We start from the raw sequence: 23,669 nt of genomic DNA, 5'->3' as shown, positions 1-23,669 counted from the left end.
AAATCTGCGGTTACGCAGTATTTGTTATTAGGATTTTTTTGAACTGAGACAATCTCGCGCATGACATCCCCTCAATCCCTCCCCACGCCCGGTGACGCGCCACCGCGACTGCAGCTGGTGGGCATCACCAAACGATATCCGGCCGTGGTGGCCAACGATGGGGTATCGCTGACGGTGCAGCCCGGCGAAGTGCACGCGGTGCTGGGTGAAAACGGCGCTGGAAAGTCCACGCTGATGAAGATCATCTACGGCACTGTCAAGCCCGATGAAGGCCAGGTGCTGTTCGACGGCCAGCCGGTCTACATCCGTAATCCGCAGGAAGCGCGCCAGTTGGGCATCGCCATGGTGTTCCAGCACTTCAGCCTGTTCGACACGCTGACCGTGGCCGAGAACGTGTGGCTGGGCCTGGACAAGTCGATGTCCCTGGCCGAGGTGACGCGCCGCATCCAGTCCAAGGGTGCCGAGTACGGCATGGACATCGACCCTTCGCGGCCCGTGCACACCCTGTCGGTGGGCGAGATGCAGCGCGTGGAAATCATCCGTGCCCTGCTGACCGACCCGCGCGTGCTGATCCTGGACGAGCCCACCTCGGTGCTCACGCCCCAGGCGGTGGAAAAGCTGTTTGTGGTGCTCAAGCAGTTGGCCGCTGAAGGCTGCTCCATCCTCTACATCAGCCACAAGCTGCACGAGATCCGCGAGCTGTGCACGGCCTGCACCGTGCTGCGTGGCGGCAAGGTCACGGGCTACTGCAACCCGCAGGAGGAAAGCAATGCCTCGCTGTCGCGCCTGATGATCGGTGCCGAGCCTCCCGCCCTGCAGCACCGCGCGGTGCAGGCCGGCGCCGCCGTGCTGCGCGTGCAGGGCCTGAGCCTGGCCAAGCAGGACCAGTTCGGGGTCGACCTGGTCGACATGCATTTCGAGGTGCGTGCCGGCGAGGTGGTCGGCATTGCCGGGGTCTCGGGCAACGGCCAGCAGGAACTGCTGTACGCCCTGTCCGGCGAGGACACGCGGGCCGAGGCCGGCATGGTCCAGGTGGCCGGCCAGGCGGCTGGGCACATGAACCCACGCCAGCGCCGTGCGCTGGGCCTGCATTTCGTGCCCGAAGAACGCCTGGGGCGCGGCGCCGTGCCGGCCATGGGCCTGGCGCACAACATGCTGCTGACGCGCGATGACGCGGTGGGGCAGGGCGGCTGGCTGAGCATTGCCAAGCTGGAAGCGCATGCGGCCGACATCATCCGCCGCTTCGGCGTCAAGGCCGGCGGCCCGAACGCCCTGGCCAAGTCGCTGTCGGGCGGCAACCTGCAGAAGTTCATCGTTGGTCGCGAGATCGACGCCAAGCCCAAGCTGCTCATCGTCTCGCAGCCGACCTGGGGCGTGGACGTGGGCGCAGCGGCACAAATCCGCGGTGAAATCCTGGCCCTGCGCGATGCGGGCTGCGCCGTGCTGGTGCTCAGCGAGGAGTTGGACGAATTGTTTGAAATCAGCGATCGCCTGCACGTGGTGGCCAAGGGGCAGCTCAGCCCGTCGCTGGACCGTGCGGAGGCCACCTTGCAGTTGGTGGGAGAGTGGATGAGTGGTTTGTGGAATGCCGACGTGCAGCAGCACCTGGCGCAGGTGGAGGCGCAGTCGCGCAATGGAGGGGCCCAGCATGTTTAAGCTCGAACCCCGTCCCCAGGTGTCCAGGTTCTGGACCTATGGCGCGCCGATCCTGGCCTTGCTGATCACGGTGGCTGTCGGCGTGTGCCTGTTCGCAGCCCTGGGCAAGGACCCGGTCAAGGGCCTGCAGGCCTTTTTCTGGGAGCCCATCAAGACCAGCTACGCCCTGGGCGAGCTGGTGATGAAGGCCACCCCCCTGCTGCTGATCGCGCTGGGCCTGGCCGTGTGTTTCCGCTCCAACATCTGGAACATCGGCGCCGAAGGCCAGTTCGTGATCGGTGCGGTCACGGCGGGCGGCGTGGCGCTGCTGGCCGACAAGACCACAGGCCCCTGGATCGTGCCGGCGATTTTGCTGGCCGGTGTGCTGGGCGGCATGGTGTGGGCAGGCATCGTGGCCTTGCTGCGTGACCGCTTTAACGCCAACGAGATCTTGGTCAGCCTGATGCTGGTGTACGTGGGGACCCTGGTGCTGGGCTATCTGGTCTATGGCCCCTGGAAGGACCCCATGGGCTACAACTTCCCGCAGTCCAAGGCCTTCGAGCGCGTCACCCAGATTCCCAAGCTGATTGAGGGCACGCGCGTGCACATCGGCACGCTGCTGGCGCTGGCAGGGGCTGCGGGCCTGTGGGTGTTCCTGTTCCGCACCAAGGCCGGCTTCGCCCAGCAGGTGGGGGGCATGGCCCCGGCCGCGGCACGCTATGCCGGCTTTTCCTCGCGCCGCGCGTTGTGGACGGCGCTGCTGATCTCCGGGGGCGCGGCCGGTCTGGCGGGTGCGCTGGAGGTGGCGGGCCCGATCGGCCAGCTCACGCCCTATGTGCCGGCCGGCTACGGTTTTGCGGCCATCATTGTTGCCTTCGTGGGGCGTTTGCACCCCGTGGGCATGATTTTCTCTGCCATTTTGATGAGCATGTTCTACATCGGCGGTGAGCTGGCGCAGTCGCGCCTGGGCTTGCCCAAATCTCTGACGGGTGTCTTCCAGGGGCTGCTGCTGTTTGCCCTGCTGGCTTGCGACACCCTGATCGCGTACCGCGTGCGCTGGGTCGGTGCCAAGTCGGGCGCAGTGAAGGGAGCCCAGTGATGGATGCCTACGCATTGCTGTTTGCTTCCACCCTCAGTGCGGGCACCGTGCTGGCGCTGGCGGCCCTGGGCCTGCTGATCAACGAAAAGGCCGGGGTGATCAACCTGGGCGCCGAAGGCATGATGCTGTGCGCGGCACTGGCGGGCTTTGCCGCCGTGGTGCACACCGGCAGCACGCTGGTCGGCTTTCTGGCCGGCATGGGGGCCGGGGCCCTGCTGGCGGCCATCTTTGGCGTGCTGGTGATCTGGCTGAACACCAACCAGTCGGCCACCGGGCTGGCCCTGAGCCTGTTTGGCGGCGGCTTCTCTGCATTTGCAGGCCTGAACTATGTGCAGGCCAAGATGCCCGAGACCCCCAAGTTCGCCATCCCCTACCTGGCCGACCTGCCCGTGGTGGGGCCCGCGCTGTTCCGCCACCACCCCCTGGTGTACGGCGCCATCGTGATCGCGGCGCTGCTGGTCTATTTCCTGTACCGCACGCGTGCCGGCCTGGTGCTGCGCTCGGTCGGCGAGTCGCCCGAGTCGGCCCACGCCCTGGGCTACAACGTGCGCATGATCCGCCTGGGTGCGGTGATGGCGGGCGGCGCGCTGTGCGGTCTGGCGGGGGCCTATGTGTCGACCGTCTACACCCCGTTGTGGGTCGAAGGCATGGTGGCCGGCCGCGGCTGGATTGCGCTGGCGCTGACCACGTTTGCCACGTGGAGGCCCGGTCGCATTTTGCTGGGCGCCTACCTGTTTGGCGGCGTGACCATGCTGCAGTTCCACCTGCAGGCTACCGGCGTGCACATCGCCAGCCAGCTGCTGAGCATGCTGCCGTACATCGCCACCATCGTGGTGCTGGTCCTGATTTCACGCAATCCGGCATGGATTCGTGCGAACATGCCGGCTTCGTTGGGCAAGCCTTTTTACCCCGGCTCTTAAACAGGGCCTTACATCAACGACGCTGGTGTCTGCTGCCCTCGGCAGTGGACACGCAAAGCGCGCAGCGGGCTGCTTCAGCCCGCTTTCTACATCAACGTCGAGGAAACACTCCATGTCCAAACTGCACAAACGCACTGTGCTGAAGATGGTGGCACTGTCTGCTGTCTCCGTGGCCACCCTGGCCGCCTGTGGCAAGAAGGAAGAAGCTGCACCAGCTCCTGCCGCCGCACCGGCCGCCCCAGCGCCGGCCAACGCCGAGCCCCTGAAGGTCGGCTTCGTGTATGTGAGCCCGATTGGCGACGGCGGCTGGACATTCCAGCACGACCTGGGCCGCAAGGCCATCCAGGAGAAGTTTGGCGACAAGATCGTCACCAGCTTCGTGGAAAGCGTGGCCGAAGGTCCGGACGCCGAGCGTGTGATGCGCGACATGGCCGCACAGGGCAACAAGCTGGTGTTCGCCACCAGCTTCGGCTACCAGGAGTTTGTGCAGAAGCTGGCCCCCGAGCTGCCCGGCGTGAACTTCCAGCACGCCACGGGCTACAAGCAGGCGGCCAACAGCGCCACCTACGATGCCAAGACCTTCGAAGGCGCCTACATGGCCGGCATCGTGGCCGGTGGCATGACCAAGACCAAGACCATCGGTGTGGTCGCGTCGGTGCCAATTCCTGAAGTGGTGCGCAACATCAACTCCTTTGTGCTGGGTGCGCAAAGCGTCGATCCCTCGATCAAGGCCAAGGTGGTGTGGGTGAACTCCTGGTTCAGCCCACCCCAGGAAGCCGAAGCGGCCACCAGCCTGATCAACGGCGGCGTGGACGTGATGTACCAGAACACCAACTCGCCCGCCGTGCTGAAGACGGCGGAAGAGCGCGGTGTCTACGCCTTCGGCAAGGACGGCGACATGAGCGCCTACGCGCCCAAGGCCCACCTGGGCTCGGCCGTGATCAACTGGGCGCCTTACTACACCAAGGTGGTGCAGGACGCGCTGGACGGCAAGGTGGAGAACGGCCAGAACTTCTGGTGGGGCGTGAAGGAAGGCGCGATGGATCTGGTCAAGATCTCGGACGAGGTGCCCCAGAACATCAAGGACAAGGTGGCTGAAGTGCGCCAGGGTCTGAAAGACGGCACGTTCCAGATCTGGAAGGGCCCGCTGAAGGACAACACCGGCAAGGAACTGCTGGCCGATGGCCAAGTGGCCGACATGCCCTTCATCACCAGCATCAAGTTCTACGTCCATGGCGTGGAAGGTACCGTACCCGGTACCGGCAAGTAAAGCGGCCCACTGCACGGCGATCTGCGCCGTGCAGCAGATACCCAGGCCTCCGTTTGTCGGAGGCTTTTTTGTGGGCGACAGGCGGTGGCATGCATCTTGCGGTGCGCTCTGAATGCAACGCTTGCCGTCTGCGTGCCGGATCGCTGGATGGATTTCGACACACCGGCATTAGGATGTGATGGGCTTTTGAAAAAGTGCACTGGTTTTGTGCAACCATCACGCCCTCAGCAAACGGTGGCATGCCTGCGGGCAAGCCACCGTGCGCTGCAGACGCTGCTGCAGTGGTTTGCTACTCCCCTACATAAGGACGATTCATGACTGACCTGAACAAACGTTCCCTGTTCAAACTGGCCGCCGTGTCGGCGCTGACCGTGACAGCCCTGGCGGCGTGCGGCAAGAAAGAAGAAGCCGCTCCCGCACCTGCGGCAGCCCCTGCGGCCGAAGCGCCTGCCAAGGCCGAGCCCTTGAAGATCGCTTTCGCCTACGTGGGTCCCGTGGGGGATGGCGGCTGGAGCTTCGCGCACGACACCGCCCGCAAGAAGATGCAGGACGCGTTGGGTGACAAGGTTCAGACCAGCTATGTGGAGAGCGTGCCCGAAGGCCCCGACGCCGAGCGCGTGCTGCGTGACCTGGCCAGCCAGGGCAACAAGCTGATCTTCGGCACCACCTTCGGCTACATGGATTCGCTGCAGAAGATCGCCCCCGACTTCAAGGACGTCAAGTTCGAACACGCCACCGGCTACAAGACCGCCGAGAACGTGCGCACCTACGACAGCCGCACCTACGAAGGTGCCTACATGGCCGGTGTGATCGCCGGTGGCATGACCAAGTCCAACACCCTGGGCGTGGTGGCATCGGTGCCAATTCCTGAAGTGATCCGCAACATCAACTCCTTCACCCTGGGCGCGCAGTCGGTCAACCCCAAGATCACCACCAAGGTGGTCTGGGTCAATGAATGGTTCAGCCCACCCAAGGAAACCGAAGCCGCCACCAGCCTGATCAATGGCGGTGCCGACATCCTGTTCCAGAACACCGATTCGCCCGCCGTGCTGAAGACGGCCGAGGAAAAGGGCAAGCGCGCCTTCGGTTGGGATTCGGACATGACCGCCTACGGCCCCAAGGCCCACCTGGGCTCGGCCATCATCGACTGGTCGCCGTACTACATCAAGGCCACCAACGATGCACTCAATGGCACCTGGACCACGGGCAGCAGCTGGTGGGGCGTGAAGGAAGGCGCAATCGACCTGGTCTCCGTGGCCGCCGACGTGCCCGCCGAACTCAAGGCCAAGGTGGACGAAGTCAAGGCCGGCCTGAAGGCAGGCACCTTCCAGATCTGGAAGGGCCCGATCGCTGGCAATGACGGCAAGGAAATCCTGGCCACCGGCGCTGTGGCCGACGACGCTTTCCTGTCCGGCATCAACTTCTACGTCAAGGGCGTGGAAGGCAAGGTGCCCGGTCAGTAAGGACTGGCATTCGGGCCTGGATCGGGCTCGGATATTGCAAAGGCTGCCCACGGGCAGCCTTTTTCTTTGGAAAGATGCCGTCCATGACGATGAATGTGACCCCGATGATGGAAAAAACCAATGGCACCCTGTGGCGCTGTCCCAGGCCGTGACCGATGCGCCGGTGCCCGTGCGCCTGCTGGATGAAGACCTGGTGCTGTGGCGCGATGCCCAAGGCGCTGCCCAGGCGTTTGTGGACCGCTGCCCGCACCGCGGCGCGCGCTTGTCGCTGGGCCGTGTCCAGGGCGGCCAGCTGGAGTGCCCCTACCACGGCTGGCAGTTCGCCAGCAGCGGCCAGTGCGTCAAGGTGCCGGCCGTGCCGGCCTTCACCCCGCCCCCGCAGCACTGCGTGAAATCTTTTGGCGTGCAGGAAGCCCATGGCCTGATCTGGGTGCAGTTGGAGGCGGCCGAGGTGCCGCTGCCGGTGTTCGAGGCCGAGGACGACGCGCGCCTGCGCAAGGTGAACTGCGGGCCCTACGACGTGCAGGCCAGCGCGCCGCGGATTATTGAGAACTTCCTGGACATGTCGCACTTCGGCTTCGTGCACGAGGGCTGGCTGGGCAGCCGCGATGCGACCGAGATGGCGCCGTACCAGGTCGAGAACACCACCTGCGGCGTGAAGGCCACCAACTGCAAGGCCGTGCAGCCGATGTCCAACCTGCACTCCACCAAGCCGGCCGAAGTGCACTACACCTACGAAGTCACCGCGCCCTTTACCGCACTGCTGACCAAGATTCCCGAAGCCGGCAGCAGCAAGGACGGCTGGCGCGAGGCGATCGGCCTGTTCATCTGCCCCGTGAGCCCCACCACCAGCCGTGTGTGGTTCCGCCTGGCCGTGGCAGACTTCGAATCCAGCGATGAACAGCTGCAGGCCTTCCAGCACACCATCTTCACGCAGGACCAGCCGGTGCTGGAGTCGCAGCAGCCCAAGGCGCTGCCACTGGACCCGCGCGCGAGCTGCATTCGGCGGCCGACCGCATGTCGTCCGCCTACCGTCGCTACCTCAAGACCAGCGGCGTGACCTTTGGAGTTTGCTGACCATGAGCTATGCCATTCCCGACGCCGTCCAGCACATGGCTGCGGCCCACGTGCCCGCGCTGCTGCGCACCATGCCCAAGGCCGAGCTGCACATGCACATCGAAGGCTCGCTGGAGCCCGAGCTGATCTTTGCCCTGGCCCAGCGCAACCAGGTGGCGCTGCCGTACGCCAGCGTGGAAGCGCTGCGCGCGGCCTATGCCTTCACCGATCTGCAGAGCTTTCTGGACATCTACTACGCCGGTGCCAGCGTGCTGCTGCAGGAGGTTGATTTCTACGACATGGCGATGGCCTACCTGGCGCGCGCCGCCGCCGACCACGTGGTGCGCACCGAGATCTTCTTCGACCCCCAGACCCACACCGAGCGTGGCGTGCCCATGGCCACCGTGATCCATGGCCTGTCGCGCGCCTGCAAGGACGCCGAGGCGCGCTGGGGCATCAGCGCGGTGCTGATCCTGAGCTTCCTGCGCCACCTGAGCGAGGAGGCCGCCTTCGAGACGCTGGAGGCCGCCCTGCCGTACCGCGAGCACTTCATCGGCATCGGCCTGGACAGCTCGGAGCGCGGCAACCCGCCCGAGAAATTCGAACGCGTGTTTGCCCGCTGCCAGGCACTGGGCCTGCACCTGGTCGCCCACGCGGGCGAGGAGGGGCCACCCGCCTACGTCTGGGGCGCGCTCAACGCCCTGCAGGTGGAGCGCATCGACCACGGCGTGCAGTCCGAGCAGGACCCTGAACTGATGCGCCACCTGGCCGCCACGCGCATGCCGCTGACGGTGTGCCCGCTGTCCAACCAGAAGCTGTGCGTCTTCCCCGACCTGCGCGACCACAACCTGCCACGCCTGCTGGCGGCGGGGCTGAACGTGACCGTCAACTCGGACGATCCAGCCTACTTTGGCGGCTATGTGAACGACAACTACCTGCAGCTGTTTGCCGCCACCGGCATGGGTGCGGTGCAGGCCTACCAGCTGGCCCGCAACAGCCTGGAGGCGACGTTTGCCAGCCCGGCCCAGCAGGCTGCCTGGGTGCAGCAGCTGGACGACTGCGTGGCGCAGCTAGCCCAGGCGTCCTGAGGCGACGCGGCATCGGGCGTGGTCTGCCGTGGCGGCACAGGATCCGCGGTGCGCAGGCCTTGCTGAAAACATAGCGCACAGCGCTTGAAGAACAAGGGGTTGAGGTGCACAAGCACCTCAACCCCTTGATTCATCTGCGCAGCCTGCTATGGCTTATGCAGTGGCCTGCAGGGCCGCCTGCAACTGCGCGGCATAGGTCTGCAACGCCTGGGCGCCCGGTTCCTTGCGCGGCCAGGCCAGGGCCACGCCATCGCCTGTGTGGCGCGGCAGCACATGCAGGTGGAAGTGGAACACCGTCTGCCCGCCGGCGGCACCGTTGGCCTGGAACAGGGTGATGCCATCGGGGGCGAACGCCGCCTCGGCCGCGGCGGCCACGCGCTGCGCGGTCTGCATCACGGCGGCGGCTTCCTCGGGGGTCAGGTCCAGCACCGTCACCGCATGGCGCTTGCTGGCGACCAGCACATGGCCGGGGTTGACCTGGCCGATGTCCATGAAGGCCACGGTCAGCGCGTCCTCATAGACCTTGGCGGCGGGGATGTCGCCGGCCACGATCTTGCAGAAGATGCACTGGCCGGGGGGCGAGGTGTCCACAAACATGGGCATGGCAAGGGGCTCCTGAAAATAGGGAAAAGGGTTCTTGCCGCCATCGTAGCCAGCCCACCCCGGGTGCCGCCAGTGTGGTTAGCCCCCGGCACGCAGGGGTGGGCAATCGGCGCTAGAATCCGCTCCCTTCGCGCACCGCCTTGCTCCAGTGGCGCGTGAATTCATTGCTTCTGGAGCCATGTAGAGGAACACCATGTACAAAAACCTCGCAGCCACGCTCGTGGCCGCCTGCGTTATCGCCCCGTCTCTGGCGCAACCCGCCGCCACCCCTGCCACCCCCAGCACCGCGCCCCTGAAAGCCGCCTTTGTCTACGTCACGCCTGTGCTGGACGCCGGCTGGACGCGCCAGCACGAAAACGGCCGCCTGGAAATGCAAAAGGCCCTGGCCGGCAAGGTGCAGTCCACCGCCGTGGCGAACGTGCCCGAAGGCCCGGATGCCGAGCGCGTGATCCGCGACTTGGCGGCCAACGGCCACCAAATGATCTTTACCACCAGCTTTGGTTACATGGACCCGACGCTGCGGGTCGCCAAGGAATTCCCCCAGGTCAAGTTCGAGAACGTGACCGGCTACAAGCTGGCGGACAACGTGGCCACCGGCAACGCGCGCAACTACGAAGGGCGCTATTTGTCCGGCATCGCTGCCGGCCGCATGAGCAAGACCGGCGTGGCCGGCTTTGTGGCGGGCTTCCCCATCCCCGAAGTGCTGCAGGGCATCAACGCCTTCACGCTGGGCATGCGCAGCGTCAACCCCAAGGCCCAGGTCAAGGTGGTGTGGCTGAACGCCTGGTTCGACCCACCGCGCGAGCGCGACGCCGCCATGACGCTGATGGACCAGGGCGCCGACGTGCTGTCCTTCCAGGTGGCGACCACGGCCGTGATGGCCGCCGCGCAGGAGCGCGGCAAGATGGCGATCGCCTTCCACTCCGACATGCGCAAGGACGGGCCGGACGCACAGTTGCTGGCCGTCACCCACCAGTGGGGCGGCTACTACACCCAGCGCGCCAAGGCCGCGCTGGAGGGCCGCTGGAAAAGCGCCGACACCTGGGGCGGCGTGAAGGAGGGCATGGTGCGCGTCGAGGCCTTCGGCCCCAAGCTGCCCGCTGCCGTGCGCGACGAGGTGCTGGCACGCCAGCAGCAGATGGCCCAGGGCAAGCTGCAGCCGTTTGCCGCACTCCAGGCCGACGTGAAGGACAACCAGGGGCAGGTCCGCATTCCCAAGGGCGCGCAGCTGACCGACACCCAGCTGCGCCAGATGGACTGGCTGGTGGACGGCGTGCAGGGCAGCGTGCGCTGAACGCGGCGGGCCTGCCATACTGGGGCGGGCCGCGGCGGTGGGTGGCAAATCCCTATGCCGCGGGCCCCAGGTTTGCTTGAAAATAAGGAGCATCTGGCGCGCTTTCCATATAGGGTTTGGCATGTTTCATGCATGAATTCCTGGGAAGCCCCGCGCTGACCGCCCCTGAACCCGTTTGTTGCCCCGCTCCGTGCCCATGCCCACCCAGATCTACCGCAGTGCCTTGCTCCGCTTTGCCGACGACGGCAGCCCCCTGTACGACAGCGATGGCCTGCTGGCCGTGGCGCCGGATGCCCAGGGGCAGCAGCGGGTGCTGGCAGCCGGCAGCTGGCAGGCGCTGCAGGCGCAGTTCGTGGGGCTGCCGGGTACGCAGGTGGTCCACCTGCCCGGCAAGCTGCTGGCCCCGGGCTTTGTGGACATGCACATCCACTACCCGCAGACCGATGTGATCGGTGCGCCGGCCGATGGCCTGCTGCCCTGGCTGGAGCACTACACCTTCCCGCACGAGGCGCGCTTCCACGACCGGGCCTATGCCGACGGCGTGGCGCAATTTTTCCTGGATGAGCTGCTGCGCAACGGCGTGACCACGGCGCTGACCTTTGCCACCTCGCACCCCGCATCGGTGGATGCCATCCTGACGGCCGCGCAGCAGCGCGGCATGCGCATGATCGCCGGTAAGGTGCTGCAGGACCGCCACAGCCCCGATGGCGTGCGCGACGACACCGAGCAGGGCCTGATCGACACCGACACCCTGATCCAGCGCTGGCACGGCGTGGACCGCCTGGGCTACGCCATCACGCCGCGCTTTGCGCCCACCAGCAGTGAGGCCCAGCTGCGCGGCGCGGGCGCGCTGGCCGCCCAATACCCGGACGTGTGGGTGCATTCGCACGTCTCCGAAAACCTGGACGAAATCCGCTGGGTGCGCGAGCTGTACCCGCAGGCGCGCAGCTACCTGGACGTCTACCACGGCTTCGGCTTGATGCGCGAGCGCGCCGTCTACGCGCACTGCATCTGGCTGGATGCCGCCGACCGCGCCCTGCTGCGCGAGACCGGCACGGCCGCTGCCATCAGCCCCACCAGCAACCTGTTTCTGTCCAGCGGTTACTTCGACTACTTGCAGGCCGATGCCGCCGGTTTCAGGTACGGGCTGGCCAGTGACGTGGGCGGGGGCATGAGCTTTTCGCCCTTCCGCACCATGCAGGCTGCCTATGTGGTGGGGCGCGAGCAGCACAGCAAGCAGGGCCTGAGCCTCAAGCCCGGCCAGCTGTGGTGGCAGCACACCGCTGGCGCGGCGCGTGCCCTGGGGCTGGAGGGGGTGATCGGCAACCTGCAGCCCGGTTGCGAGGCCGACTTCGTGGTCCTCAATCCGGCCTGCACGCCCCTGTTGGCGCGCAAGACGCAGCAGGCGCAGTCGCTGGACGAACTGCTTTTTGCCATGATCGTGCTCGGGGATGACCGGCTGATTGAGCAAACCATTGTTTCTCAAGCAAAATAGGGACCTTGCGCTGGTTGTATAGCCGCATGGCGCTATCAAAAAACAAGCGAACAGGATTTTTCCAATGAGCATCAAGAGCGACAAATGGATCCGCCAGATGGCGGAGCAGCACGGCATGATCGAGCCCTTCGAGCCCGGCCAGGTGCGCCAGGTCGACGGCAAGAAGGTCATCAGCTACGGCACGTCCAGCTACGGTTACGACATCCGCTGCGCGCGTGAATTCAAGGTCTTCACCAACATCCACAGCACCGTGGTGGACCCCAAGAACTTCGACGAGAAGAGCTTTGTCGATATGGAAGGCGACTACTGCATCATCCCGCCCAACAGCTTTGCGCTGGCCCGCACGGTGGAGTATTTCCGCATCCCCCGCGATGTGCTGACCGTGTGCCTGGGCAAGAGCACCTACGCGCGCTGCGGCATCATCGTCAACGTGACACCCTTCGAGCCCGAGTGGGAAGGCTATGTGACGCTGGAGTTCTCCAACACCACGCCGCTGCCGGCCAAGATCTACGCCGGTGAAGGCTGCGCCCAGGTGCTGTTCTTCCAGGGCGACGAGCAGTGCGAGATGAGCTACAAGGACCGCAACGGCAAGTACCAGGGCCAGCACGGCGTGACCCTGCCGCGCACCTGAGCCGGCCGCACACGGCCTGCCCCCGCCCAGCCGACCTCTGGTCGGCTTTTTTGCGCCTGCGCTAGTCCTGGCGGCAGGCGCGGTTGCGGCCGGTGCGCTTGGCCTGGTACAGGGCATCGTCGGCGCGGCGCAGCATGTCGGTCAGGCCGTCGGCGTCGCCCGCTTGCAGGCTGCTGACCCCGGCGCTGGCGGTGATGTGCCCGACCTGCGGAATCGGCGTTTCCTCGATGGTCTGCAGCAGGCTGTGGCCCGTGCGCAGCGCATCCTCGCCATCGGTGTCGGGCAGCAGCACCACAAACTCCTCGCCCCCGAAGCGCGCCACGATGTCCGCCTGGCGCAGGCGTTTGCGCAGCAGGTGGGCCAGGCTGGTCAGCACCAGATCGCCGGCATCGTGGCCGAACTGGTCGTTGATGTGCTTGAAGAAGTCGATGTCCAGGGTCAGCACGCTCAGCGGGCGGCCACTGCGGATGGCCAGTGCCAGCGCCACCTGGGCCTGGGTCTCGAAGCCGCGGCGGTTGAGCAGACCCGTCAGCGGGTCGGTGCTGGCCTGGCATTCCAGCTCGGCATTCGCCTGCTGCAGCTCCAGGGTGCGGATGCGCACCTGCTCCTGCATTTCCTCGTTGGCCCGCAGCAGCTTGTGCGTCATCTCGGACAGCGCCTGAGACAGCTGGTGCACTTCCCGATTGCTGCGCAGCAAAGGGATGCTCTTCATGTCGTGCGTGGTCGGCACATGGGTGGCGGCCAGGGCCAATTGTTTCAGGTCGTCGCTGACATGGCGGGCCAAGCGCCAGGCAATCCAGGCGGTGAGCAGGCCAGTCACCAGGCCCAGGGCCAAGGCGATCCGCAGCACACGGTTGGCATCGGCGTATGCCGTTTCCATCGGCTGGCGCGCCACGATCCACCAGCCCAGGTCGTTCTCATCGCTGGGGGGCTGCAGGCGCAAGGCCGCCGTCAGATAGGGTTGGGGGCGGTCTTTCCAGGTGACCAGTTGGGGACGTGGGCTTGTATGGTCCAGGGCTTGTGGGTAGGTCTGCCCCAGCGCCAGGTAGGGTGCGATCGCCCGCCGGGGGCATAAATGAGGGCGCCCGTGCGGTCAAAGATGAAGATGGACTGCTGGCTATGTTTGGCCGGTCCCTGCAGCAAGCGGTCCATCGCGCCCTGCACCCAGTCCCAGTTGGCGTGGATGCCGAGCACCCCCAGGCGTTTGCCGCTGTCGGATTGGTAGATCGGGGTGACGAAATCTACAAGACGCAGGGGCTCCCCGGTCGCGCTGCGGGGCAGCAGGTTCTGCAGCAGCTTGGCCGGGTGCACGTCACTGATGTAGGGGCCCCGCAAGGCTTCCTGAAACCAGGGGCGTTCGCTGACATTGGTGCCCTGCAGCAGGCCGCCCGTAGCGTTCTGTACCTGGCCATGGATGTCGGTGACACCAATCCACACGTTGTAGGGGTTCAAATGCTGCATGCGTTGCAGCAACTGCGCCACGGAGGGTGAGTCCAGCCCCTCTTCCCACAGCTCGGGAGAGCTGGCCAGCACCTGCGCCCTGCGGATTTGCTGCTGCAGGTCCTGCTGCAGCAGGTTGCCCGCGTTGTGGGCCACGATGCCCAGTGCGGTGCCCGCCTGGTGCTGTAACCGGATCTTGAGGACCTCGCCCGCCAGGAAACACACGACCATGGCCAGGGCTGCAGAGAAACTGCCGAAGACCAAGGCAATCTGGGTGCGCAGGCTGCGGATCGGGAGGGGGGGCTCTACCATTGTCTGTGGCGGAACAAGCGGGAGAGTAGGGATGGCTCGGTTATACCGGTCCCGCTCCAGAAAATAAATGCAAACAGCGGTGAACTGTGCGTGAAAGCGGGATTACCCGGGGTCAGTCTGGCAGCAACCGCCTACACGCCATAGGGGGAATCGCAGTCTGTCTGTCCGCACTGTGCTTTCCTGGCATAGCCTGCGATCCGGGTTCGCAGGCCGATGCAGACCATGCTGGCCGTGGCACAGATGGCATGGTGGCCGTGGCAAGGTTGCTGATTGACAGAGGGGGCGCCGGCCCGCACGGGCCTGTACCACCAGGGAAGCCGTGCCGGGTATGCTGCGTACGGGATAGCCCGCAGACGATGAGAGGAACAGCCAATGAAATGGGAAGGCAATCGCCAGTCCGACAACGTGGAAGATCGCCGCGGCGACGGTGCGCCAATGCTGGGAGGGCGCAGCATCGGGATTGGCACCATCGTGGTGGCCTTGATCGGCGGCTGGGTGCTGGGCATCAATCCGCTGACCTTGCTGGGCGTACTGAGTGGCGGGGGCAGCGTAGTACAGGCACCGGCGCCAGCCCAGGCGCCGCCGGCCCATGACACCATGGCCCAGTTCGTGTCCACGGTGCTGGCTGACACGGAAGACGTTTGGGGGCCGATTTTTCAGCAAGGCGGCGGGGCCTACCGCGAGCCGCGGCTGGTGCTGTTCCGCGGTGCCGTGCCCACCGCCTGCGGCACCGGGCAGGCAGCCATGGGGCCTTTTTACTGCCCTGGTGACCAGAAGGTCTACATCGACCTGTCTTTTTACGACCAGCTCAAGAACCAATTGGGCGCGCCGGGCGATTTTGCCCAGGCCTATGTGATTGCCCACGAGGTGGGCCACCATGTGCAGCATTTGCTGGGCATCAGCGGCCAGGTGGAGCAGATGCGTGGCCGTGTCAGCCAGGTGGCCTACAACCGCCTGTCGGTGAAGCTGGAGCTGCAGGCCGATTGCCTGGCCGGGGTCTGGGCCCACCATGCCGACCAGCAGCGCCAGATTCTGGAGCAGGGCGACATCGAGGAGGCCATGAACGCGGCGGCCAAGATCGGTGATGATGCGCTGCAACGTGCGCAGACCGGGCAGGTGGTGCCTGACAGCTTCACCCATGGCACTAGTGTGCAACGCCAGCGCTGGTTCCGCACCGGTTTGCAGTCGGGCTCAGTGCAGGCCTGTGATACCTTCTCCGCGGCCAGCTTGTAGTGCTCACTTGCTGTGGCAGCCATGCCTGCATGGTGGCGGCGATTCTGGGTCATGCGCGTATTCAGCCATCGACCTTTGCCATGGAGACGGCCCGTGTGCACCGGGCGCAACGGCTCCAATCCTGTGATCCTTGAGGTTGAAAACTGACGGAATCCGCGAGATCACGCTGGATTTAATGACCTCACAAGGTGGTTTCTGTACTCGGTGCGACAATAGCAGGCTCAATGACAAGCTCTTTTTCCTCTTTACTCTTGGCGGAGCCTCTGGCACGCGCCGTGGCCGAAATGGGCTACGAGTCCATGACCCCCATCCAGGCCCAGGCAATTCCGGTGGTTTTGACCGGCAAGGATGTGATGGGAGCAGCGCAAACCGGCACCGGCAAGACCGCTGCCTTTTCGCTGCCGCTGCTGCAGCGCTTGATGCGGCACGAGAACAGCTCGGCCTCGCCAGCGCGCCATCCCGTGCGTGCCCTGGTGCTGTTGCCTACGCGCGAACTGGCTGACCAGGTGGCGCAGCAGATTGCGCTGTATGCCAAGCACACCAAGCTGCGCAGCACCGTGGTGTTTGGTGGCATGGACATGAAGCCCCAGACCCTGGAGCTGAAAAAAGGCGTCGAGGTGCTGGTGGCCACGCCGGGGCGTCTGCTGGACCACATCGAAGCCAAGAACGTGGTGCTCAACCAGGTCGAGTACGTGGTGCTGGATGAAGCCGACCGCATGCTGGACATCGGTTTCCTGCCTGATCTGCAACGCATCCTGAGCCACTTGCCCAAGGCACGTACCACTCTGTTGTTCAGCGCGACCTTCTCGCCAGAGATCAAGCGCCTGGCCGGCAGCTACCTGCAAGATCCCGTGACCATCGAGGTGGCGCGTCCCAACGAGACAGCGTCCACGGTGGAGCAGCGTTTTTACAGCGCCAACGACGACGACAAGCGCCGTGCGATTTGCACCGTCCTCAAGGACCGCGGGATTCGCCAGGCGTTCATCTTCTCCAACAGCAAGCTGGGCTGTGCGCGCCTGACGCGCGCCCTGGAGCGCGATGGCTATCGCGCTGCGGCCCTGCACGGTGACAAGAGCCAGGACGAGCGTCTGAAGGCCCTGGAAGCCTTCAAGCAAGGGGAAGTCGATCTGCTGGTCTGTACCGATGTGGCGGCGCGTGGCCTGGACATCAAGGATGTGCCGGCCGTGTTCAACTACGACGTGCCGTTCAACGCCGAGGATTACGTGCACCGGATTGGCCGCACGGGCCGTGCCGGGGCTTCTGGCCTGGCCGTGACCATGGTCAGCAGTTCGGACACCCGGTTGGTGGCCGACATCGAGAAGCTGATCAAGAAGAAGATCAACGTCGAAGCGATTGAGTTGCCCGATGCGCGCCGCTTCCGCGAGCGCGATCCACGCCGGGATGTGGCTGGACGCGAAGAGGTGCAGCGCAGCGCCTCCATGCCCAGCACACGCCCGATGCGCGGTGCTCGCCCTGTGCGGAGTGCACCGGCCGATCCTTTCTTTGACAAGCCCTACGAGGCCAGCGACGCCCACACGCCATCCTGGGATGCCGCCGGCAGCACAGGCCCCAAGGCGGTGACCCCTGGCCTGAAGACCAAGCGCAAAGTGGCCGCCCTGTTCAAGCCTGCGGGCAGCTACTAACGCTGCCGTTGGCAGCAGAATGAAAAAGCCACGCTTTTTAGCGTGGCTTTTTTGTGGGTGAACGTTTGCCCGTGGCTCACCCAGGTTGCTGCGCTTGATCGCAGTGCACCTGGTGCAGATGGCGCTCGGTGAAATCATGGCCGATTTCCATGGCGCTGAGACAGCCGCCCCAGACGCAGCCGGTATCCAGTGCCATCAGGTTGGGGCGGTTGATCAATCCCAGGGTCGACCAATGGCCGAATGCGACCATGACATCGCGTGTCCGGCGGTCCGGGCATTCAAACCAGGGCACCAGGCCGACCGGTGCCGCTTCGGCCGATTCCGAACTTTCAAAATCCATGGCACCACCGGGTGTGCAAAACCGGATGCGGGTCAAGGCATTCACAATCACGCGCAGCCGGTCATGGCCTGTCAGCGTGGCATGCCATTGATTCGGCGTATTGCCATACATGTGCTGCAGAAACTCCGGCAATCCCTCGCTGCGAATATGGTCGTGGACTTCCTGCGCCAGGGCCATCACGTCTTTCAGGCTCCATTGCGGCAAAACCCCGGCGTGGACCATTAACAGCTGCTGCCCCTGGGGATTTTCCAGGCACCGGGCCAAAGGTTGTTGCGCCACCCACTCCAGTAAATCCTGGCGGTCATTGGCATCCAGAATGCTTTGCAAAGTATCGCGCCGCCCGGGTTTGCGCACCCCATGCGCACTGGCCAGCAAATGCAGGTCGTGATTGCCCAGCAGGGGTTTCACCGCATCGCCATATTCCATGCAGCGGCGCAGAACGTCGGCGGAAGCCGGGCCTCGATTGATCAGGTCGCCCAGCAGGTACAGGGTGTCGCGGCTCGGGGAAAAATCGATGTGTTGCAGCAGGCGGATCAAGGCGCTGTCGCAGCCCTGGATATCGCCAATCAAGTAAGTAGACACTTTTTAATCCGAAAAATATGGAATGCCAGCGGCCGTTCAGTGACAGATGGCATCAATCTTATGGTGCTAGAGACTCACCGGGGGTGAATATGCCGTGAATCCAAACGTGAATGTGGTAAATACGTAGTTGTGAATGCGCTTCAGTCGCTGTTGCAGGCTGCAGAAATGCATTCAATCATTTTTTGGGTATCTATAATCATTTTCATCAACGAAAGGATGCATGCAAATGACCTCTTACCAAGACCTGTTGAAGCAACGTGACGAACTGGAAAAACAAATCCAGGATGCCCGCAAGCGCGAGCTGATGGACGCTGTGGCCAAAGTGCGGTCGCTGGTGGCTGAATATGGGTTGACGGCCGAAGATGTTTTCCCCCCTGCGCGTGCTGCACGCAGCGGTGGTGCTGGCAGCAAGGTCCCGCCCAAATATCGCCATCCTGAAACTGGGGAAACCTGGACCGGCCGTGGCAAGCCTCCAAAATGGATTCAAGATCAGGACCGCAGCAAGTTTGAAATTTGATTCAAGCCCGCATCAGCGGGCTTTATTGATTTTAAATATTCCATAGATTTTTTATTTAATGCGGTTGGGGTATTTTCAACCCCGTGCCTTGCGGACGCCACTAAATCTGGGGTGTGGTGCCTGCGCTGCGTTCCGCATGAATTGTGGTGTCGGTTTGCTGGACGTCAGAGATTGCCGCGCCGGCTCGCCCGCTGCGCACGGTTTCGGCGCCACAATTTAGCGCATGAGAAAACAAGTATTGATTGCTGGTGGCGGCATCGCAGGGATGGCTGCCGCTCTGGGCGCATCGCACGCGGGTTGGGACGCACGCTTGTTTGAGCGGGCACAGGAATTCTCCGAGGTGGGTGCCGGCGTGCAGTTGGGGCCCAACGTGGTGCGCCGCCTCCAGGCCTGGGGGCTGCAAAAGGCCCTGCACGCCGTGGCGTCCGTGCCCCAGCAACTGGTGGCCCGCTGCGGCCGCAGCGGCAAGGTGCTGGCGGGCGCGCCGCTGGGGCAGAGCATGGTGGACCGCTATGGTGCGGCCTATGTCACCATCCACCGCGCCGACCTGCACAGCCTGCTGTGGTATGCCGCCAGCGAGCGCGCGGATGTGTTCATCAATCCTGGCCAGGAAGTGGTGGAGGTGCTGGGCACCGAGCGCGTGACCACCATCCGCACCTCGCTGAACAAGGAGATCGAGGGGGACGCCCTGATGCTGGCCGACGGGGTGTGGAGCAAGCTGCGTGGCCCGCTGCTGGGCGATGCCAGCCGGCCCCGGGTGTCGGGCCATCTGGCGTACCGTGCGCTGCTGCCCATGGCCGATGTGCCCGCCGGCTGGCGCAGCAACGAAGTGACCGTGTGGCTGGGCCCGCACATGCATGCCGTGCACTACCCCGTGCGCCGGGGGAGATGATGAACATCGTGGTCATCATCGAGGGCCCGGCCCCCGAGGACATGGAGCACTGGGACCACGCCGCCAATGCCCAGGCCCTGGAGCAGGCGCTGCAGGGCTGCTCCAGCATCCTGCAGGACCTGGTGCGCAGCGTGCCTGCGGCCGACAAGGCGTGGCGCCTGTGGCCGCTGTCGGACCGTGCGCCCTTGCAGGGGCCCGAGGGCATGGCCCAGGGCCTGGTCGGGCTGATTGGCGATGCCGCCCACCCGATGCGCCCCTACTTGGCCCAGGGCGCTGGCATGGCCATCGAGGATGCGGCCGAGCTGCAACGCGCCCTGGCCATGGACGACCTGGACGTGGCGCTGCGGCTGCGCCGTTATGCCCTGAACCGTTGGGAGCGCAACGCCCGCGTGCAGGCGCGCTCCATCCGCAATGGCAACATCTTCCACGCCACCGGACCGGTGCGCTGGGGGCGTGATTTGTCCATGCGCCTGCTGGGTGCCCGCCTGATGGATGTGCCCTGGCTGTACCGCGGGGATGGATCCAGCGCCAGCAGCTTGTAAAACGGGCGAAGGCGCGGGTGGGGCCTGTGGCTGGCGTGAGGGGCCTTACGTGCCCCGGTAGAGCGCCAGTCCTGGGCAGACCATGCAGGTGTCAGTCCCAGGCCTCCACCCCAGGTGGGTTGCTCATAACTCCGGACTCAGGCAGCCGTGGCCTTGAGCAGCGGCGAGGCCGGCAGCAGGCGGTAGGCGGTGGAGGCACAGGCCAGCCACAGGGCAATCGTCATGGCCACGGCGGTGTAGGCTTCCCAGCCCTGGCGCGTGGCCCAGGCGGCCACCACGCCGGTGAACCACTGCATCAGCGCCACGCCCAGGAACATGGACATGGTGAACAGCGACAGCGCCCGCCCGGTCATGTGGTTGGGGTAGGAGGCGCGCACGTCCGCGTACTGCAGCAGGCTATAGCCCGACAGCAGGGCCATGGCAACCAGGGTCAGCACATTGGCCAGCGGGTGGTGCCACAGCGCCAGGGTCACGAACAGCGCGGCCATCAGCAGCGACAGCCAGCCCAGCCAGGTGCGGCGGCGCAGCGTGCCCGGGTCCAGGCGGCCGAACATGGCGGGCGTGAACAGCGAAATCAGCGACACGCCGAACGCCACGTGGCCGCTGCTGACCAGGCTGAAACTGTGGCGGTCCATCAGCAGGGGCCCTAGCCACAGGCCGCGCAGCGACAGAAAGGCCGCGTAGCAGGACATGCCCAGCACCAGCATGCCCCAGGTGTGGGGCAGGGTCAGCAGCTCGGCCAGGCGCACAAAGGCCTGGCCCCAGGATTCCTTGTTCGTGCTGGGCGCCTGCGGCAAACGCGGCTCGTGCACCATGGCGAAGATCAGCAGCCAGGACGCCACGCACAGCCCGCACAGCAGCCAAAAGCCGCTGCGCCAGCCGCCCAGCTCCACCACCCATGCCAGCGGGGTTCCGGTGAACAGCAGGCCCAGGCCGCCCACGCCCATGGACAGGCCCGAGAAGAAGGCAAACCGGTCGGCCGGAAAGTGGCGGGCGATGAAGATGGTGCAGGCCAGGAAGGCGGGCGAGCAGCCCACGCCGATCAGCAACTGGCCTAGCATCAGCCAGCCGTAGCTGGGTGCGGCGGCCGACACGCCCGCCCCCAGCGCGGCCAGCGGGAAGGCGGTGAGCACGGTGCGGCGCAGGCCGTACAGGTCCATGCCGATGCCCATCAGCAGCTGGGCCACACCAAACGACAGGCCGAATAGCCCGGCGAACGCGCCCAGGGAGCTGGCGCTGATGCCGAAATCCTGCTGCAGCCCCTGCGCCAGGATGGCGGTGATGGTGCGAAACGCCTGGCTGAGCGCAAAACCGCTGAGCAAGGCCAGCAGCATGACCCAGAGCTGGCGGTGCGTGTGTGTCTGGGCGGTGGTGGGTGGGGTGGTCACGGGCTACATCTCTCCTGGGCGCAAGCGTAGCGGCAAGCCGGCGCACGCGCTGTCTCCTGTGGGTAGGGGCTTGCCCTTGGCGCACGGGGTCGGCTGGCCTACAGTGCACGGCATGCCCACCCGCCCGACGCCCTCCACACCGCCCACCCCCCTGGTTTTGCACTACACGGTGCGCAGCTGTCCGCAGGGGCAGGTGCTGGTGGCGGCCACCGGCCAGGGGATTGCGGCCGTGCTGCTGGGCGATGACAAGGCCAGTCTGGTGCAGGAGCTGGCGCAGCGCTATCCGCAGGCGCAGCTGGCGACGGGCGGAACGCCGTTGCACCACTGGAGCGATGAGGTGCTGGTGGCGCTGGCCCACCCGGCGCAGGCGCACAGCCTGCCGCTGGACGTGGTCGGCGGCACGGACTTTCAGCGCCGGGTCTGGGCAGCGCTGCAGCGCATTCCCGGTGGGCAGACCTGCACCTACACCCAGCTGGCCCAGGCGTTGGGCCAACCACGGGCCGTGCGCGCCGTGGCCAGTGCCTGCGCGGTCAACCCGGTGGCGGTGCTGGTGCCCTGCCACCGCGTGCTGCGCAGCGATGGCGGCCTGGGCGGCTACCGCTGGGGTCTGGCGCGCAAGCAGCAATTGCTGGCGCAGGAAGCGGCTTGAAACAAGGAGCGGCCGGCGCTGGATGGCAGGGCGTTTCAGCCAGAAAACACCTTAAAAGCCTTGAAGCGGCTGCGCTACCCGCTACAGAACATGAAGGCTCAGCCCGCCGCCGTGATGTCCATCCCCGGCAGCGTCGGCTGGGTTTGCTGCTGGGCACTGCGCTGCAGCAGGGCCGCCACGTGGGCCCTTTGGCAGCTTTGCAGGCTGCACAGCAGGGCGTGGTGCGGATCGGGAATGTGCCAGTGCCGCTGCAAATCGCTTTGCATGCGCAGCAGCAGGTGGGCCGTCATCTCGGCATCGGCCAGCGCGCGGTGGGCCTTGTCGGCCGGCGGCAGCTGCAGGTGGCGCACGATGCGGCCCAGCGAGTGGCTGGGCGCCTCGGGGTAGAGGCGGCGCGACAGCAGCACGGTGCAGGCAAAGGGCTGCGTGGCATCGCAGCCGGCGCGCTGCAGCTCATCCACCCAGAACTTGCGGTCAAAGGCCGCGTTGTGCGCTACCAGGGGCGTGCTGCCCACAAAGGCGGCAGCCTCGCGCATGACAGCATCGGCCGGCGGCGCGGCACGCAGCATGGCGCTGCTGATGCCGGTGAGTTGGGTGATGTTCCACGGCATGCTCTGCCCGGCATCCATCAGGCTCTGAAAACGGTCGACGATGCGCCCGCCTTCCACCAGCACGATGCCGACCTCGGCCGCGCGCGCGCCGTGGGCGGGGCTCATGCCCGTGGTTTCAAAGTCCAGGATGGCAATGCGTTGTTGCATGGTTTTTGATAGCTGTCTGCGCTCGTCTAGCCTGAGCTCAAGGCCTATTTTGGTCCCAAAGCGCGCAGCACGGCCCGCACGGGTGAGGCCTCGGCCTCCATCAGCTTCAGGGGCAGGGCGATGAGCTCGTAGTCGCCCTCGGGCACGGCGTCCAGCACCAGGTTTTCCAGCACGCGCAGCTGGCGCCTGCGTGCCACCTGGTGGCTGTGCAGCGCGTGGCTGTCGGCGGGGTCGATGCTGGCGGTGTCGATGCCGATCAGCTGCAGCCCCAGGTCCGCCAGGCGCGCCAGCACCTCGGGTGTGATGCCGCTGAGCAGCGGGTCCCAGCCCTGCGGTGCCTGCCGGTAGGTGCGCACCAGCAGGCGCGGCGGCAGGTCGGGCGTGATGGCGTGGGCCAGGTGCTGCCATTGCACCTGCGGCCCGCAGCCGATGGCATGCACCACGCGGCAGGGTCCCAGGTAGGGCGCCAGGTCCAGCGCGCCGGCGGCGGCGCCCTGGGCGTCGTAATGCAGCGGTGCATCGGCGTGCGTGCCTACGTGCGGCGACAGGCTGAGGGTGCTGAGGTTGACCACGCTGCCCTCGGCCATGCTGGCGCTCCAGCGTTGCCGGTAGGGCGCATCCCCCGGATAGACAGGGCTGGCGCGGTGCACGGGGGCGGAAATGTCCCAGATGGACGGGGCGTTGGTGGTGGGCATGGTGCGGGCGGCTAGGGGGCTATTGCACCACAGCTGGGTCGTGGGGGCGCTTGGCGCGGCCCACAGGCACTTGCCCTTTGAGGGTCGTGGGGCCACGGGGCGTCTGATATGTCGGGGTGGTGGC

At 65.7% G+C, this 23,669-nt stretch carries 20 protein-coding genes and 2 pseudogenes; 15 read left to right on the top strand and 7 right to left on the bottom strand.

Features of this window, described 5'->3' with window-relative positions; all coding sequences use genetic code 11:
• Window positions 1–60 precede the first annotated feature (60 nt).
• The 7 genes and pseudogenes from SJH88_RS05950 to SJH88_RS05920 all read left to right on the top strand — a co-directional run bounded on the left by SJH88_RS05950 (window position 61) and on the right by SJH88_RS05920 (window position 8,531).
• Window positions 61–1,656 carry an ABC transporter ATP-binding protein gene (locus SJH88_RS05950; protein ID WP_274753884.1) on the top strand — a complete coding sequence of 532 codons (1,596 nt, stop codon included), beginning with the start codon at window positions 61–63 and terminating at the stop codon, window positions 1,654–1,656.
• The gene (locus SJH88_RS05945; protein ID WP_043384411.1) at window positions 1,649–2,734 is read left to right on the top strand and encodes an ABC transporter permease; all 1,086 of its coding nucleotides are present in this window, start codon (window positions 1,649–1,651) and stop codon (window positions 2,732–2,734) included. Before SJH88_RS05950 ends, SJH88_RS05945 begins: the two co-directional genes overlap by 8 nt.
• Window positions 2,734–3,654, top strand: coding sequence for an ABC transporter permease (locus SJH88_RS05940; RefSeq protein ID WP_042414096.1), 921 nt, complete (start codon window positions 2,734–2,736; stop codon window positions 3,652–3,654). Before SJH88_RS05945 ends, SJH88_RS05940 begins: the two co-directional genes overlap by 1 nt.
• A gap of 112 nt (window positions 3,655–3,766) precedes the next feature.
• Window positions 3,767–4,924, top strand: coding sequence for a BMP family ABC transporter substrate-binding protein (locus tag SJH88_RS05935; RefSeq protein ID WP_274753883.1), 1,158 nt, complete (start codon window positions 3,767–3,769; stop codon window positions 4,922–4,924).
• 314 nt (window positions 4,925–5,238) lie between these two features.
• Window positions 5,239–6,387: a BMP family ABC transporter substrate-binding protein gene (locus tag SJH88_RS05930; RefSeq protein ID WP_043384419.1), complete on the top strand. Its 1,149-nt coding sequence runs from the start codon at window positions 5,239–5,241 to the stop codon at window positions 6,385–6,387.
• Window positions 6,388–6,517: 130 nt separating this feature from the next.
• Window positions 6,518–7,464, top strand: a pseudogene (locus SJH88_RS05925) (aromatic ring-hydroxylating dioxygenase subunit alpha).
• A 2-nt stretch (window positions 7,465–7,466) separates the two neighbouring features.
• Window positions 7,467–8,531 carry an adenosine deaminase gene (locus SJH88_RS05920; protein ID WP_274753882.1) on the top strand — a complete coding sequence of 355 codons (1,065 nt, stop codon included), beginning with the start codon at window positions 7,467–7,469 and terminating at the stop codon, window positions 8,529–8,531.
• A gap of 153 nt (window positions 8,532–8,684) precedes the next feature.
• Here SJH88_RS05920 and SJH88_RS05915 read toward each other — a convergent pair whose 3' ends face one another.
• A complete protein-coding gene (locus SJH88_RS05915) occupies window positions 8,685–9,134 on the bottom strand; it encodes an HIT family protein (RefSeq protein ID WP_045267190.1) in 450 nt (149 codons plus the stop codon).
• A 193-nt stretch (window positions 9,135–9,327) separates the two neighbouring features.
• On the opposite strand from SJH88_RS05915, the gene SJH88_RS05910 reads away from it, so the two are divergent.
• The 3 genes from SJH88_RS05910 (at window position 9,328) to dcd (ending at window position 12,554) form a co-directional block, all read left to right on the top strand.
• Entirely contained in the window at window positions 9,328–10,428 is a 1,101-nt protein-coding gene (locus SJH88_RS05910) for a BMP family ABC transporter substrate-binding protein (RefSeq protein ID WP_274753881.1), read from the top strand.
• Window positions 10,429–10,624: 196 nt separating this feature from the next.
• On the top strand, window positions 10,625–11,923 hold the full coding sequence (gene guaD / locus SJH88_RS05905; RefSeq protein WP_274753880.1) for a guanine deaminase: 1,299 nt from the start codon (window positions 10,625–10,627) through the stop codon (window positions 11,921–11,923).
• A gap of 64 nt (window positions 11,924–11,987) precedes the next feature.
• Window positions 11,988–12,554, top strand: coding sequence for a dCTP deaminase (dcd, locus tag SJH88_RS05900; RefSeq protein ID WP_042414074.1), 567 nt, complete (start codon window positions 11,988–11,990; stop codon window positions 12,552–12,554).
• Window positions 12,555–12,615: 61 nt separating this feature from the next.
• Here the strand turns inward: dcd and SJH88_RS05895 are convergent, their stop codons facing one another.
• Window positions 12,616–13,497, bottom strand: a complete 882-nt coding sequence (locus SJH88_RS05895) for a GGDEF domain-containing protein (RefSeq protein ID WP_274753879.1) — start codon at window positions 13,495–13,497, stop codon at window positions 12,616–12,618.
• A gap of 8 nt (window positions 13,498–13,505) precedes the next feature.
• Window positions 13,506–14,306, bottom strand: a complete 801-nt coding sequence (locus SJH88_RS05890; protein ID WP_274753878.1) for a PDC sensor domain-containing protein — start codon at window positions 14,304–14,306, stop codon at window positions 13,506–13,508.
• A 372-nt stretch (window positions 14,307–14,678) separates the two neighbouring features.
• Here SJH88_RS05890 and ypfJ point away from each other — a divergent pair, with 372 nt between their 5' ends.
• Together ypfJ and SJH88_RS05880 are read left to right on the top strand one after the other, a co-directional pair.
• Entirely contained in the window at window positions 14,679–15,539 is an 861-nt protein-coding gene (gene ypfJ, locus SJH88_RS05885) for a KPN_02809 family neutral zinc metallopeptidase (RefSeq protein ID WP_210929231.1), read from the top strand.
• Between the two features lie 224 nt (window positions 15,540–15,763).
• On the top strand, window positions 15,764–17,182 hold the full coding sequence (locus tag SJH88_RS05880) for a DEAD/DEAH box helicase (protein WP_274753877.1): 1,419 nt from the start codon (window positions 15,764–15,766) through the stop codon (window positions 17,180–17,182).
• A 76-nt stretch (window positions 17,183–17,258) separates the two neighbouring features.
• On the opposite strand, the gene SJH88_RS05875 is transcribed toward SJH88_RS05880, so the two are convergent.
• A complete protein-coding gene (locus tag SJH88_RS05875) occupies window positions 17,259–18,104 on the bottom strand; it encodes a symmetrical bis(5'-nucleosyl)-tetraphosphatase (RefSeq protein ID WP_274753876.1) in 846 nt (281 codons plus the stop codon).
• 226 nt (window positions 18,105–18,330) lie between these two features.
• Here SJH88_RS05875 and SJH88_RS05870 point away from each other — a divergent pair, with 226 nt between their 5' ends.
• Window positions 18,331–18,621, top strand: coding sequence for an H-NS histone family protein (locus SJH88_RS05870; protein ID WP_045268003.1), 291 nt, complete (start codon window positions 18,331–18,333; stop codon window positions 18,619–18,621).
• 223 nt (window positions 18,622–18,844) lie between these two features.
• A pseudogene (locus tag SJH88_RS05865) lies at window positions 18,845–20,055 on the top strand (FAD-dependent monooxygenase).
• A gap of 137 nt (window positions 20,056–20,192) precedes the next feature.
• On the opposite strand, the gene SJH88_RS05860 reads toward SJH88_RS05865, so the two are convergent.
• On the bottom strand, window positions 20,193–21,389 hold the full coding sequence (locus SJH88_RS05860; protein ID WP_274753889.1) for an MFS transporter: 1,197 nt from the start codon (window positions 21,387–21,389) through the stop codon (window positions 20,193–20,195).
• Between the two features lie 166 nt (window positions 21,390–21,555).
• Here SJH88_RS05860 and SJH88_RS05855 point away from each other — a divergent pair, with 166 nt between their 5' ends.
• A complete protein-coding gene (locus SJH88_RS05855; protein WP_274753875.1) occupies window positions 21,556–22,092 on the top strand; it encodes a methylated-DNA--[protein]-cysteine S-methyltransferase in 537 nt (178 codons plus the stop codon).
• Between the two features lie 98 nt (window positions 22,093–22,190).
• Here SJH88_RS05855 and SJH88_RS05850 read toward each other — a convergent pair whose 3' ends face one another.
• Both SJH88_RS05850 and kynB read right to left on the bottom strand, forming a co-directional pair.
• A complete protein-coding gene (locus SJH88_RS05850; RefSeq protein ID WP_274753874.1) occupies window positions 22,191–22,850 on the bottom strand; it encodes a 3'-5' exonuclease in 660 nt (219 codons plus the stop codon).
• 44 nt (window positions 22,851–22,894) lie between these two features.
• Window positions 22,895–23,545 carry an arylformamidase gene (gene kynB / locus SJH88_RS05845; protein ID WP_274753873.1) on the bottom strand — a complete coding sequence of 217 codons (651 nt, stop codon included), beginning with the start codon at window positions 23,543–23,545 and terminating at the stop codon, window positions 22,895–22,897.
• Window positions 23,546–23,669: the final 124 nt, after the last annotated feature.

This window comes from Comamonas sp. GCA5, assembly GCF_036541385.1.
In the GTDB taxonomy this organism is placed as follows: Bacteria; Pseudomonadota; Gammaproteobacteria; order Burkholderiales; family Burkholderiaceae_C; genus Comamonas; species Comamonas aquatica.
The sequence above is the reverse complement of the archived record's forward strand: the minus strand, read 5'-3'. Positions and strand labels throughout refer to the sequence as shown.